The organism is Neisseria sp. P0008.S004 (assembly GCF_051962755.1).
Classification (GTDB): domain Bacteria; phylum Pseudomonadota; class Gammaproteobacteria; order Burkholderiales; family Neisseriaceae; genus Neisseria; species Neisseria subflava_A.
Map to the genome: position 1 here is coordinate 232124 of NZ_JBQCUZ010000001.1, position 13166 is coordinate 245289.

Consider the following 13166-nt stretch of genomic DNA (forward strand, 5'->3'; position numbering starts at 1 on the left):
GCCGTCTGAAAGATTGGGAAACGGAATTATAACGGCAAAATCAAAAAAGGCCGTCTGAAACCTGCATTTCAGACGGCCTGAGACATTATTCAACTCAACGTCCGTATATTTTCCACAAACCTTCCTGCAAACCAAACGCAGGCTCGCCGTCTTGCGGCTGGGTGCGGACGTAGCTGCCGTCAGGCTGCATCAGCCAAGCTTGGGTATTGTCTTCCAAAGCCATTTCCAAACCTTCGCGGATCACGCGTTCTTTGAGTTCGGGCGTGGTAATCGGCGTGGCGACTTCAATGCGGCGGAAAAAGTTGCGACCCATCCAGTCGGCGCTGGAGATAAAGGTATCGTCTGCGCCGTTGTTATGGAAGCAATACACGCGCGAGTGTTCGAGTTGGCGGCCGATGATGGAGCGGACGCAGATGTTTTCGGACAAGCCTTTTACACCCGGGCGCAAAGTACACATACCGCGCACAATCAGGTCGATTTGCACGCCTGCCGCGCTGGCCTGATACAGCGCATCAATCACGCTCGGCTCGATGAGGGAATTCATCTTGGCGGTAATCCGCGCCGGTTTGCCTGCTTTGGCGTGTTCGGTTTCCTGCTTGATGCGGTCGATGACCATTTTGTGCAGGGTAAACGGGCTTTGATAGAGCTTGTTCAGACGGCCCGGCTTGCCCAAGCCTGTGATTTCCATAAACAAAGTGTTCACATCGGCAGTGATTTGTTCGTCGGCGGTGATGATACCGAAGTCGGTGTAAATGCGCGATGTGCCTTGGTGGTAGTTGCCGGTACCGAGGTGTGCATAACGCTTGAGCACGCCATCTTCGCGGCGGATAACCAAAGCCATCTTGGCATGAACTTTGTAGCCGAATACGCCGTACACGACGTGCGCGCCTGCCTCTTCCAGCTGCTTCGCCCAGTTGACGTTGTTGGCTTCGTCAAAACGCGCCATCAGTTCGACAACAACGGTAACTTGCTTGCCCGCCAGCGCGGCCTTCATCAATGCGCGCACAAGCTCGGAATTGCTGCCGGTGCGATAGATGGTCATTTTAACGGCCAATACATCCGGATCGGCAGCGGCCTCGCGTATCATTTGAACAACCGGATCGAAAGACTGATACGGGTGGTGCAGCAAAATCGGCGACTGTTTGACCAATTTGAATACGGAGCCGTTTTTGCGCAAGGCTTTCAGACGGCCTGCATTGCGCGGCGGAAACTTCAAATCCGGCCTATCCACCAAATCGGGAACGGCATTGAGGCGCACCAAATTGACTGGGCCTTTGACCTGATACAGCTCGGCAGAAGTCAGCTTGAACTGGGCAAGCAAGAAGTCGTGAATATGCGCCGGACAAGTGTCCGCTACTTCCAAGCGCACGCCGTCGCCGTATTCGCGGTCGTGCAATTCGTTTTGAATCGCGGCACGCAGGTTTTTCAAATCTTCTTCATCAACCGTCAAATCGCTGTCGCGCGTGAGGCGGAACTGATGGCAGTCTTTAACCTTCATGCCGGGAAAGAGTTTGCCGACATGGGCGTGCAAAATCGAAGACAAGAACACAAAGCCTGCATCGCCGCCGCAAATTTCAGACGGCATGGGGACGACGCGCGGCAAAATGCGCGGAGCCTGCACAATCGCCATCCCGGACGGACGGCCGAACGCATCCGTGCCTTCGAGTTCGACGGCGAAGTTAAGCGATTTGTTTAACGGGCGTGGGAACGGGTGTGACGGATCAAGGCCGATGGGCGTGAGAATGGGCAACAGCTCGTTGTCAAAATAATTTTCAATCCATTTTTTCTGCGCGGCCGTCCATTTGTGGCGGCGATAGAAATGAATACCGGCGTGGCTGAGTGCAGGCTGCAATACTTTGTTAAACAGATCGTACTGCTCGCGAATCAAGGCCTGTGCCTCTTTTGCCACCGCTTCGATGGTTTCGGCCGCAGTTTTGCCGTTGTCGAGCGGCTGATGCGGACGCAGTTTGTTTTCGCGTTTCAACCACGCCATGCGCACTTCAAAAAATTCGTCCAAATTGGAAGACACGATGCACAGGAAACGCAAACGTTCCAACAAAGGAACTTTCGTATCCTGCGCCTGAGCCAGTACACGACGGTTAAACGCCAACAGGCTGAGTTCTCGGCAGAGAATGCGGTTTTGCTCGGGCATGGTTCACTCCTGAAACATCGGTCATTAAGACTATCAAGTATAACGTTTTGCCGCCGTTCCGTCAGGTTTCAGACGGCCTCGGCAGACAACCTTATCCCTATTTGAGGCAAGACAAAGGGTTATCCGTTTTTTTCTATGCCGAAACAGCGGTTTTTGCTATAATGCGCAGTTCAATGCAACCGCAATACCACTGCTAAAGGATAAGAAAATGGGCTTTTTGCAAGGCAAAAAAATTCTGATTACCGGCATGATCTCCGAGCGTTCCATCGCTTACGGCATCGCCAAAGCCTGCCGCGAACAAGGCGCGGAATTGGCATTTACTTATGTTGTCGACAAACTGGAAGAGCGCGTCCGTAAAATGGCGGCCGAACTCGGCTCCGAACTCGTGTTCCGCTGCGACGTTGCCAGCGACGACGAAATCAACCAAGTTTTCGTTGACTTGGGCAAACACTGGGACGGCTTGGACGGCCTCGTTCACTCCATCGGCTTCGCCCCTAAAGAAGCTTTGAGCGGCGACTTCCTCGACAGCATCAGCCGCGAAGCGTTCAACACCGCTCACGAAATCTCCGCATACAGCCTGCCTGCGCTGGCCAAAGCCGCCCGTCCGATGATGCAGGGCCGCAACGCCGCAATCGTTGCCCTGAGCTACTTGGGCGCCGTTCGTGCCATTCCTAACTACAACGTTATGGGCATGGCCAAAGCCAGCCTCGAAGCCGGCATCCGCTTCACTGCCGCCTGCCTGGGCAAAGAAGGCATCCGCTGCAACGGCATCTCCGCAGGCCCGATCAAAACCCTGGCCGCTTCCGGCATCGCCGATTTAAGCAAACTCTTAGGCCACGTCGCTTCCCACAACCCACTGGGCCGCAACGTTACCACTGAAGAAGTCGGCAACACAGCCGCCTTCCTGCTGTCTGACCTCGCTTCCGGCATCACCGGCGAGATTACCTACGTTGACGGCGGTTACAGCATCAACGCGCTGAACGACGAAGAGAACTAAACAGTTTTTACGCAAAACGCACTTTCATCATGAAAGTGCGTTTTTTATGGCCATTACATTATGGTTTGAATGACTGCATAATCGATAAGGCCGTCTGAAATTCAAATACACGTAGGAAATATGATTGCCGCATGCTTTGGCACATTATGTTAATAACATTACAACATTATCATTTCATCTCATTTAAAAGGCAAGATAGAGCATTGATTCTAAAGATAACATTCATGTTATCTGATACTTAGCCGCTGATAAAAAGTGGTGCAAAAAAGTAACAGAAAAAATTCAGACGGCCTGTTTTTCATACAGAAGGCATAGAAGCAGGACATTTTTGGCATAAAATACAAAATTTAACATTAATGAATTTTTCTTAACCAATAAAGCGTTAATATGCCTGCCGATTTATTGAATCACATCTGATTTTGACTCAAACACATACAGGAGATTAATTATGTCAATCGCTTCAGAATTTAAAGAATTTATTATGCGCGGCAACGTTGTCGACCTCGCAGTCGGTATGGTTGTCGGTACAGCATTCAGCGGCATCGTCAAATCATTGGTTGACGATGTAATCATGCCTCCTATCGGTCTGTTGATCGGCGGCGTTGATTTCTCCAACCTGTTCATTACACTGAAAGACGGCGCACAAGCCGCTCCTGCAGAAGGTTACGCCAACCTGGCAGCCGCTCAAGCAGCCGGTGCCGTTACCCTGAACATCGGTCTGTTCATCAACACTGTGATCAGCTTCCTGATCGTTGCCGCTGCCATCTTCTGCGTGGTTAAAGCCATCAACTCCTTGAAAAAAACCGACGCTCCTGCTGAAGAAGCACCGGCAGAGCCTAGCGAAGAAGTTCTGTTGTTGCGCGAAATCCGTGACTCTCTGAACAAAAACTAATCACAATACCTAAACATACACACACAAACCAAGGCCGTCTGAAACCATTTCAGACGGCTTTTCTCATACCAATTTTCATTAAGCCCTTCCTATTGAAAAAACCATGCCTTCCCTTTCTCAGCAATCTATCCTGCTTTTTCAACCATGAAGCAATGCTCATGGTAAACACAAAGAAAATAAGAGCAGCATAACTCCTTGCCAATAAAAAAGCCCGATGCGTTCAACATCGGGCTTTTAACTGGAAAACCAATCTTAATCTTTGCGTGTTTCCACCAAAATCATTTCGACTGCTACGTCTTCCACTTCTACTTTAGGCACATCCGAACGGCGTGTTTTGGCAACAGGTTCAGGTTGTGGCTGCGCAGCAAAAGCGGCAACAGCTTGCGGATCGGTTTCAACGAAGATCAAATCGCCCAAACCTTCCGGCAAAACGATTGCGACAGGCGCTGCTTCAGCTACGGCTTCAGTTTGTGTGGCAACAGTTTCGGCTGGTGCTTCAACCGGTGCAACAGTAGCCGTTGCATTCGGAGACAATACCGCAGAAATGGCTTCTTTGACATTGTTGACCGCAGATGCAAGCAGGGCTTGTTCGGCATCGGCTCCTTCAGTTTGCGCTACGGCAGGCTCGTCTTCGCTTTCAATTGCAAATACGAATGGCTCTGCGCTGGTAACTTCAGGCTCGGATACCACAATCACCAGCGGCTCGGCTTGATCGCTTTCAGAAGACAATGTCGCATTTGCAGCTTCAACCGTTTCATTCAAACCCAAAACATGCGCTACGGCAAAGAGGACTTTGTCGGCGGTGTCGGTAATGTTCAGGTATTGCTCGATTTTTGCTGAAGACGGAATATTGCGTTTTTTGCTGTTGGAACGGCGGTCGTTGCGATTGTTGCGCTGACGGTTGTTGCGGTCGCGTCCTTGACGGCCGTTGTTTTTCACACCCTCTTCGCTGCGGGCGTTGTCGTCCGCTTCAACTTGCGCCTGTTCGCCATCGGCTTGAACGTTCACGTCCTCAACACGGTTTTCCGCAGATTGATTACGGTTGCGCTCGTTGCGACTGTTGTTGCGGCGGCGTTTATTGCCGTTTTGTTCCGCTTGGTTTTCAGACGGCATCTCAGCCAGTGCAGCCACTTCTTGAACGTTTACATCTTCAACTACTTCCTCAACACGGTTGCGCTCGTTGTTGCGATCATCGCGGCGGTTGTTGTTACGGTTGCGGTTGCGGCGGGTGTCTTTACGCTCGTCGTTACGGCTTTCGCTTGATTTGCTTTCTTCAAACTTGCTGTCGGCAGCTTCGGCATTCACTTCGCGCACTTCGACTTTGCTGCCGTCGTTTTTGTTGTTGCGGCGTGGATTTTGACGGCGGCTGTTTGAACGGCGGTTGCTGTTTTGGCTGCGGTTGGTTGTAGTGCGTTTTTCGGCAGGCTCTTGAGCAACTGCGGCAGGTGCAGGCTCGCCGCCGAAAATGCGTTTCAACCAAGCTTTGAAGCTGTCCCACCAAGAGGCTTTTTTCTCAGGGGCGACAGTTGGTGCAGGCTGGGTATGGCGTACGCCTTTGACAGCTGGCTCAGGACGGGAAGCTTTGGCTTTTTCGCTGCCGAAAGGTTTGGCAGATTCGTCTTCTTCCGGCTCGGCGACGCGTTTGTAGCTCGGTTCGCCGTCTTCTTCTACGTCATCGATGCGGATGCGGTTGATTTCGTAGTGCGGATTTTCCAAGTGAATGTTTGGAATCAGGACGACGTTCACATCCAAGCGCTCTTCCATCGCAAACAGCTCGGCGCGTTTTTCGTTCAACAGGAAGGTGGCAACATCGACAGGCACTTGTGCGTGTACTTCGCCAGTGTTGTCTTTCATTGCTTCTTCTTGAATGATGCGCAAAACGTGCAGGGCGGTGGATTCGATGCCGCGGATGACGCCGGTACCGGCACAGCGCGGACACGCAACATGGCTGCTTTCGCCCAGAGCCGGTTTCAAACGTTGGCGGCTCAATTCCAAAAGACCGAAACGCGAAAGTTTGCCCATTTGCACGCGGGCACGGTCTTTTTTGAGCGCGTCGCGCAGTACGTTTTCAACATCGCGTTGGTGTTTCGGATTTTCCATGTCGATGAAGTCGATGACGACCAAACCGCCCAAGTCGCGCAGGCGCATTTGACGGGCAACCTCTTCGGCAGCTTCCATATTGGTTTTGAACGCGGTGTCTTCAATATCCGAGCCGCGTGTGGCACGCGCAGAGTTGACGTCGATGGAAACCAAGGCTTCGGTGTGGTCGATCACAATCGCGCCGCCGGAAGGCAGGCTGACGCTGCGTGAGAATGCACTTTCGATTTGGTGTTCGATTTGGAAGCGGGAGAACAGCGGCGTGTGGTCTTGATAGAGTTTCAGACGGCCTACATTGCTCGGCATGACATAGCTCATGAACTCGGCAACTTGGTCGTAAACTTCTTGATTATCCACCAGAATCTCGCCGATGTCGGGACGGAAATAGTCACGAATCGCACGAATCAGCAGCGAGCTTTCCATAAAGAGCAGGTAAGGGTCATGGTGTGCTTTGCCTGCTTCTTCAATGGCTTGCCAGAGTTGCTTGAGGTAGTTTAAGTCCCATTCCAACTCTTCCGCGCTGCGGCCGATGCCGGCAGTACGAGCAATGATGCTCATGCCGTTCGGAATGTCGAGTTCGGCCATGGCGGCTTTCAACTCTTGGCGCTCTTCGCCTTCGATACGGCGGGATACGCCGCCGCCGCGCGGATTGTTCGGCATCAATACCAAATAGCGGCCGGCCAGGCTGATGAAGGTGGTCAGTGCCGCGCCTTTGTTGCCGCGCTCATCTTTTTCGACTTGAACGATGACTTCCATGCCTTCTTTGAGCACGTCTTGAATACGCGCCCTGCCGCCTTCGTAATCGCGGAAATACGAACGCGATACTTCCTTAAACGGCAAAAAGCCGTGGCGGTCGGTTCCGTAATCGACGAAACACGCTTCCAGCGACGGCTCGATGCGGGTAATGATACCTTTGTAGATATTGCCTTTACGCTGTTCTTTGCCCAGCGTTTCGATGTCCAAGTCCAAAAGGTTTTGGCCATCGACAATGGCAACGCGCAGCTCTTCGGCCTGCGTTGCGTTGAATAACATTCTTTTCATAGTCACCTCGTGAACAGCGGCCGTTTGATTTGTGAATATCTTTTTCAGACGGCCTGTCTGTCCGGTTGGCACTCTTCAAAGGCAAGATGGGAAAATCCCCGTGTAACCAGTATTTGATTTGAAATCCGCAAGGTTGCATGCTTGAGCTCAAGCCATGTGCGGACGGATTCGGATAAAGAAGGAAATAAAGAACAATGCGGCGGAAAGGTTGATGGTTCCGCTGCCGTCCGAATGCTGATGTTTCGGACAAAATAAGGCAGCCTACATCTTCTTATTATCGTAGCGCCGGTAATTTCGGACGGTGCTGCGCGGACTGCGTCTTACGCCCGGCCGGACGGCAGGTTCAATTCAAACTTAATTACGGGATTGCGTTTGCCGGCTTTGAACAAACACAAGGAAATGCTTTGCGGAGTGCGTTTTTAATATAAAATCTCGTTTTAACAATAAATCCGTTTCAGACGGCCTGCGATGGCAGGTTCGAGTCCCGAAACGGACGTTTGGGATTATAGAGAAAATGCACGCAATACGCAAAGATTCAGTCAGCCTGATTGCCGTTGCCGAACACGAGGAAGGCCAACGCCTTGATAACTATCTGATAAAAATCCTCAAAGGCGTCCCGAAAAGCCATATCCACCGCATTATCCGCGCCGGCGAAGTGCGGCTGAACAAAAAACGCTGTAAACCCGACAACCGCATTCAGGCAGGCGATACCGTCCGCATTCCGCCGATACGTATCGCCGAAAAACAAAGGCCGTCTGAAAGCCAGGCCGCGCCTGCGCGCGAGTTTGACATCGTTTACGAAGACGATGCGCTTTTGGTCATCAACAAACCATCCGGCGTTGCCGTCCACGGCGGCAGCGGCGTGAGCTTCGGCGTCATCGAACAAATCCGCCGCGCTCGTCCCGAAGCACGTTATCTCGAACTCGTCCACCGCCTCGACAAAGACACCAGCGGCCTTTTGATGATTGCCAAAAAACGCAGCGCCTTGGTGAAACTGCACGAAGCCATCCGCAACGACCATCCGAAAAAAATCTATCTCGCGCTGGGTGTCGGCAGGCTGCCGAACGACCGCTTCCACGTCAAGCTCCCCCTGTTCAAATACACCGGCGCACAAGGCGAAAAAATGGTGCGCGTCAGCGAAGACGGCCAATCCGCCCACACCATCTTCCGCGTGTTAAACCGTTTTTCAGACGGCCTTTTGCACCAAGTCGGCCTATCCGACCTGACCTTTGTCGAAGCCACCCTGAAAACCGGCCGCACCCACCAAATCCGCGTCCATCTGCAATCGCAAGACTGCCCCATTGCCGGCGACGAACGCTACGGCGACTATCAAGCCAACAAACGCCTGCAAAAACTCGGTTTGAAAAGAATGTTCCTGCACGCTTCCGAGCTGCATCTCGCCCATCCGCTGACCGGAGAGAAACTGATCCTGGAAGCCCCCCTGCCGCAAGAATTGGCACAATTTGTTTTAATGCTGGAAAATCAGGAAAAGGCCGTCTGAAAGGAAACCCATGAAACCCAAACTCATTATTTTCGACTGGGACGGCACACTTGCCGACACCACCAACCCCATCATCCACACCTTTCAGCAAAGCTTTGCCGATTGCGGCCTGCCCGTTCCCGAAGCCGACCAAATCCGCCCGCTCATCGGATACAGCCTCTCCGGCATCATCCGCCGCCTTGCCCACAACGTCAGCGAACACGTTCAGGAAACCCTGATTGAGACCTATGCCGCGCACTACCTCAATCCCAACAACCGCAACATGACCCTGTTTCCCGAAGCCCTGCCCTGCCTGCAACGCTTGAAACAACAAGGCTATTGGCTTGCCATCGCCACCGGCAAAGGCCGAAGCGGCTTGGACAAAGCCATCGCACAAACCGACACTCAAGACTTTTGGCTGGAAACCGCCTGCGCCAGCGAATATCCGTCCAAACCCGCGCCCGATATGGTACTTGCCCTCTGTGACCGACTGGGTATTGAACCGGAAGAGGCCGTCGTCGTCGGTGACACCACCCACGACCTAGAAATGGCCGCCAACGCCAAAATCCGCGCCATCGCCGTCACCACCGGCGCACATACTGCCAAACAGCTTTCCTCCATGCCCCATGTTGCCATGCTCAATAGCTTGGCCGAGTTGCCTGATGTATTGGAAACCTTATAAAAGGCTATGCAACATCTATATTAAAGGCCGTCTGAAACCTACTTTCAGACGGCCTTTAATTTGTTTTATCGATCTGAGCGCACCCTGACAAATGTTGCAAATTTCGGCGTTCCCTTTTGCGTAAAACCACGATAACGGTAAGTAATCAGCGCACCGATTTTCGGCGGATGGTCGCGGTCTTTATCCTTAAAACCGCTGCCGATACGAAACTCGCCATATTGGTTTTTGCATCCTACCGCACCCAAACGCCCGACATTGCGCCCTTTGCCCTCATAATGACGCGTTACCGTACATTCATCATCATATTCACTTTTCAGCTTCAACAGCTGCCCATTTCTACCGCTTGCATAACGGGCTTCAGGTTGACGCAGCATCACCCCTTCCCCACCCAGCGCTTCAACTTGTTTCAAAAAATCCAAAGCATGCTGTTTGTCACGCACCTTGACTTGCGGAATAACCGTAAACCGTGCCGACGGGTGTGATTTCAGCCATTTCGAAGCCGTTTCCAGACGCTGATACAGATTACCCTGCGCCTGTGGCACATCAAAAACATGCAAGCGGATGCCGTCCCAAGTTCCCGAGGCAGAACGCACCGTCGCGGAAATTTGCTCAAACCGCCCTCGTCCGCTGTACAACTCACCATCCATCGGAAACGGCGGAAAACCTGCTGTAAAACCTTTGGGCGGTGTAAACGCATAGCCCTGACGACTGACCAGCTGCCTGCCGTCCCAATACGCGCGTACGCCATCCAACTTTTCACTCATGGCCCAACCGGCAATATCTTGATTTTTATATTCCTGAGCCAACAACAAATCTGCACCAAACGCCGCAGAGATGAAAGAAGCCGCAAAAATCGGTATCATGGTTCGCATTACATTATTCATAAGACACTTTTCCAGACTTGCTTTTTATTATATGTGCATAATAACAAAAGACCGTCTGAAACGTAAACAACATTAAATAAGCCTTTCCTAGGAACACCCATGGCACTCCAATTTGAAATCAACGCCGTTACCCCTTTCCGTCAAAACTGCACGCTGATTTGGGATGACGAAACCAAAGAAGCCGTTTTGACCGATGTCGGCGGCGACGTACCCTATTTATTGCAACAAATCAAAAACAAAGGCCTCAAGCTGACCGCCATTTGGCTGACCCACGGCCATCTTGACCACGCAGGCGGCGTGGTTGAACTTTTGAAAACCTGCGACGTACCCGTTCTCGGCCCGCACAAAGACGACGAATTCCTGCTCCAAGCCCTTCCGCAAACGACGGCGCAATACGGCTTCCCTGTTTCTCCGTCATTCACGCCGACATGCTGGCTGGAAGAAGGGGAAACGCTCAAGGTCGGCAATCACAGCTTCCAAGTCCTCCACATTCCCGGCCACACTCCCGGCCAAGTCGTTTTTTACAACGCCGAAAATGAACTTTTAGTCGCAGGCGATGTTTTATTTTATGAGACTGTCGGTCGCACAGATTTTCCACGCGGCAATCATGATGACCTCATAAACAATATCTGCGCTAAACTATTAACCCTGCCCGAAACCACGCAAGTTATAGCCGGACACGGCCGTATGACCAGTATCGGGCATGAGAAAAGGTACAATCCATTTCTGGTTCGCTAATATGAATGTTGTATAAAGCCAACATTTTGGCATACTCAGATTATGCGCATAAAAGAAAACTGGCATACAATTTGCAGGGATAACACCCGAAAGATTAAGTACCTAATCTCCGGCAAATGCCAAAATGAACTAAAGCACAAAGATAACAAGGTATTACGCAATACAACCTGATTTATCGAAAACCGGACATCTCTAAACCCCAAGCCTTACTCGAAGTGAAATTGTTACAAAGTGACAATAAATGTCAGTCAGGCCGTCTGAACGGTTCTGCCGATTCAGGCGGATACAACGGAGATGAGGCGCAATGCCCTGCCGGAATGTGCCGATGTTCTGTTTGTCAAACCGTCGGGTACATCTTTAAGAAGCACAACATTATTTGGGTAAACCGGCAAACTCGCTGCCGGCACTAACAGGCCGTCTGAAAAGTTCGGCCGGTAAAATCAATAAAAGGATTATCAAATGAAAAAAATCGCAAAAGTAGGCTTCGTCCTGCTGGCTACCGGCCTGCTGGCCGCCTGTGCTACTAAGAGCAAAATCACTCCTGAAGGCACTACAGACGAGCCACGCTTCCCTAAACCTTACTCCCTGACCTTCAACAAAGACCGCGGTACATTCCCGACTTTTGACGAGCTGGATCAAATGCGTCCTGGTCTGACCAAAGACGACATCTACAAAATCCTCGGCCGTCCTCACTACGACGAAGGCATGGTTGGCGTGCGTGAATGGGACTACCTGTTCCACTTCTACACCCCGGGCGTAGGCGTTGACCCTGAAAACACTTCCGGCGTTGAAGGCATCACTACTTGCCAATACAAAGTGATCTACGACAAAGACAAATTTGCACGCAGCTTCTTCTGGAATCCAGTATTCCCTAAAGATGCCGTATGTCCTCCTCCAGCACCTACACCTAAACAAGAGCCTCAAGTGATCATCCGCGAGATCATTAAAGAAGCTCCTAACCGCATCCGTCAATAAGGACAAATTTGAAACGGATCCTATTGGGTATAGCCTTGGCAGCAGGTCTGAATTCTTTGGCCGCTGCCGATGCTGTCAGCGACTATATCCAGCGTAAAAAAGTTGTGGTCAATACAGCTAAGGCGGAGCTTTGCTTTGCCGACGACGGTCAGTGCCATCCGGTACTGATTGGCAAGACCACGCCGAAAGGCAAATTCAATATGACGCCGATGATGACCAGCAAACCGGGTTACGGTGGCGAGGTTATCGGCTTCAAAGAAGAAAATGACTTTCTGTTTGCGTTACACAGGGTATGGACGCTCAAGCCACAGGAAAGACGCATGGAACGCATCGTCTCCCCTCATGTGGCCGACCGCATCATAACCAATGGTTGTATCAACGTACAAAATAATGTGTACGAAAAACTGCGTCAGTATTTCATTTTAGAAGTCATCTGATGTAGGCTTTAGTTTGAATAAAGGCCGTCTGAAATTTCATCTTTCAGACGGCCTTTTCTTTTTATTCGTAAAACCTTTATGACTGGCTATACTGATACAGTCTTGATGGCACGGCAACTTCGTTGAGGCTGCTGATTCAGAAAAAGAAAACTCTATCAACCTAACGCGTATCTAAAAAAAGCTGCCTAAAAGTTCAGGCAGCCTTTATTGTTTATAAACAAATAATATGTTAACCTATTGTTATCGAATAGATTTAATTATTCGTAATATCATTTCACCAAGCAAAAAGGACTCTATCTTATGAACCGTCGTCAATTTATCGGCAGCGCCGCTGCTGTTTCCCTTACCGCCGCCGCTTCTTTTGCCCGTGCTCACGACCATGCAGGCCATGCACACCACGCCGGTCATGCCGGTCACGCGCATTCTGCACCGCGCGCCTACGAAGCTGCGCGCAAAGCGGCCGCACATTGCGTTGAAGCCGGTCAAATCTGCTTGGCGCACTGCATTGCCCTGTTGAGCGCAGGCGATACCTCCATGAAAGACTGCGCAGCCGGCGTCAATCAAATGCTGGCTCTGTGCGGCACCTTGCAAAACCTCGCCGCCCAAAATTCACGCCTGACCCCGTCTTTGGCAAAAGTGTGCATCGAAGCCTGCAAACAATGTGCTGCCGCCTGCAAAGAACACGCCGGCCACCACGCTGAATGCAAAGCCTGCTACGAATCTTGCTTGGCTTGCATTAAAGAATGCGAAAAAATTGCCGCTTAAGCACTATTGAAAAAAGGCCGTCTGAA

General features: G+C 51.3%; 11 protein-coding genes. 8 read left to right on the forward strand and 3 right to left on the reverse strand.

Annotated features, from left to right (window positions below; translation table 11 throughout):
- Positions 1-94: 94 nt before the first annotated feature.
- Positions 95-2152 carry a polyphosphate kinase 1 gene (ppk1, locus tag ACTHSW_RS01135; RefSeq protein WP_440373742.1) on the reverse strand — a complete coding sequence of 686 codons (2058 nt, stop codon included), beginning with the start codon at positions 2150-2152 and terminating at the stop codon, positions 95-97.
- A gap of 208 nt (positions 2153-2360) precedes the next feature.
- On the opposite strand from ppk1, the gene fabI reads away from it, so the two are divergent.
- Both fabI and mscL read left to right on the forward strand, forming a co-directional pair.
- Positions 2361-3149: an enoyl-ACP reductase FabI gene (gene fabI / locus ACTHSW_RS01140; protein ID WP_003748060.1), complete on the forward strand. Its 789-nt coding sequence runs from the start codon at positions 2361-2363 to the stop codon at positions 3147-3149.
- 448 nt (positions 3150-3597) lie between these two features.
- On the forward strand, positions 3598-4041 hold the full coding sequence (mscL, locus tag ACTHSW_RS01145) for a large conductance mechanosensitive channel protein MscL (RefSeq protein ID WP_314574562.1): 444 nt from the start codon (positions 3598-3600) through the stop codon (positions 4039-4041).
- Between the two features lie 252 nt (positions 4042-4293).
- Here the strand turns inward: mscL and ACTHSW_RS01150 are convergent, their stop codons facing one another.
- Positions 4294-7179 (reverse strand): Rne/Rng family ribonuclease, encoded by a 2886-nt coding sequence (locus tag ACTHSW_RS01150; protein WP_070461142.1) that lies wholly within the window; start codon positions 7177-7179, stop codon positions 4294-4296.
- Positions 7180-7693: 514 nt separating this feature from the next.
- Between ACTHSW_RS01150 and ACTHSW_RS01155 the strand changes: the two genes are divergently transcribed.
- Both ACTHSW_RS01155 and ACTHSW_RS01160 read left to right on the forward strand, forming a co-directional pair.
- Complete coding sequence (locus ACTHSW_RS01155) at positions 7694-8680, forward strand: RluA family pseudouridine synthase (protein ID WP_070646536.1); 987 nt, start codon at positions 7694-7696, stop codon at positions 8678-8680.
- Positions 8681-8690: 10 nt separating this feature from the next.
- Positions 8691-9341 (forward strand): HAD-IA family hydrolase, encoded by a 651-nt coding sequence (locus ACTHSW_RS01160; protein WP_070461147.1) that lies wholly within the window; start codon positions 8691-8693, stop codon positions 9339-9341.
- 65 nt (positions 9342-9406) lie between these two features.
- Here ACTHSW_RS01160 and ACTHSW_RS01165 read toward each other — a convergent pair whose 3' ends face one another.
- Entirely contained in the window at positions 9407-10213 is an 807-nt protein-coding gene (locus ACTHSW_RS01165) for a DNA ligase (RefSeq protein WP_070461150.1), read from the reverse strand.
- A 111-nt stretch (positions 10214-10324) separates the two neighbouring features.
- On the opposite strand from ACTHSW_RS01165, the gene ACTHSW_RS01170 reads away from it, so the two are divergent.
- The 4 genes from ACTHSW_RS01170 (at position 10325) to ACTHSW_RS01185 (ending at position 13140) form a co-directional block, all read left to right on the forward strand.
- Positions 10325-10963, forward strand: coding sequence for an MBL fold metallo-hydrolase (locus tag ACTHSW_RS01170; protein WP_070461154.1), 639 nt, complete (start codon positions 10325-10327; stop codon positions 10961-10963).
- A 459-nt stretch (positions 10964-11422) separates the two neighbouring features.
- Positions 11423-11938, forward strand: a complete 516-nt coding sequence (locus ACTHSW_RS01175) for an outer membrane protein assembly factor BamE (RefSeq protein ID WP_070461158.1) — start codon at positions 11423-11425, stop codon at positions 11936-11938.
- A gap of 8 nt (positions 11939-11946) precedes the next feature.
- Positions 11947-12375, forward strand: coding sequence for a hypothetical protein (locus tag ACTHSW_RS01180; RefSeq protein WP_049329449.1), 429 nt, complete (start codon positions 11947-11949; stop codon positions 12373-12375).
- A gap of 300 nt (positions 12376-12675) precedes the next feature.
- Complete coding sequence (locus tag ACTHSW_RS01185; protein WP_070461161.1) at positions 12676-13140, forward strand: four-helix bundle copper-binding protein; 465 nt, start codon at positions 12676-12678, stop codon at positions 13138-13140.
- The last annotated feature ends 26 nt before the right edge of the window (positions 13141-13166 follow it).

Bases quoted from the DNA above. Each gene is read 5' to 3' on its own strand.
- fabI (WP_003748060.1), top strand. From the start codon at position 2,361: ATGGGCTTTTTGCAAGGCAAAAAAATTCTGATTACCGGCATGATCTCC.
- ACTHSW_RS01170 (WP_070461154.1), top strand. From the start codon at position 10,325: ATGGCACTCCAATTTGAAATCAACGCCGTTACCCCTTTCCGTCAAAAC.
- ACTHSW_RS01165 (WP_070461150.1), bottom strand. From the start codon at position 10,213: ATGCGAACCATGATACCGATTTTTGCGGCTTCTTTCATCTCTGCGGCG.
- ACTHSW_RS01150 (WP_070461142.1), bottom strand. From the start codon at position 7,179: ATGAAAAGAATGTTATTCAACGCAACGCAGGCCGAAGAGCTGCGCGTT.
- ACTHSW_RS01185 (WP_070461161.1), top strand. From the start codon at position 12,676: ATGAACCGTCGTCAATTTATCGGCAGCGCCGCTGCTGTTTCCCTTACC.
- ppk1 (WP_440373742.1), bottom strand. From the start codon at position 2,152: ATGCCCGAGCAAAACCGCATTCTCTGCCGAGAACTCAGCCTGTTGGCG.
- ACTHSW_RS01155 (WP_070646536.1), top strand. From the start codon at position 7,694: ATGCACGCAATACGCAAAGATTCAGTCAGCCTGATTGCCGTTGCCGAA.
- ACTHSW_RS01175 (WP_070461158.1), top strand. From the start codon at position 11,423: ATGAAAAAAATCGCAAAAGTAGGCTTCGTCCTGCTGGCTACCGGCCTG.
- ACTHSW_RS01160 (WP_070461147.1), top strand. From the start codon at position 8,691: ATGAAACCCAAACTCATTATTTTCGACTGGGACGGCACACTTGCCGAC.
- mscL (WP_314574562.1), top strand. From the start codon at position 3,598: ATGTCAATCGCTTCAGAATTTAAAGAATTTATTATGCGCGGCAACGTT.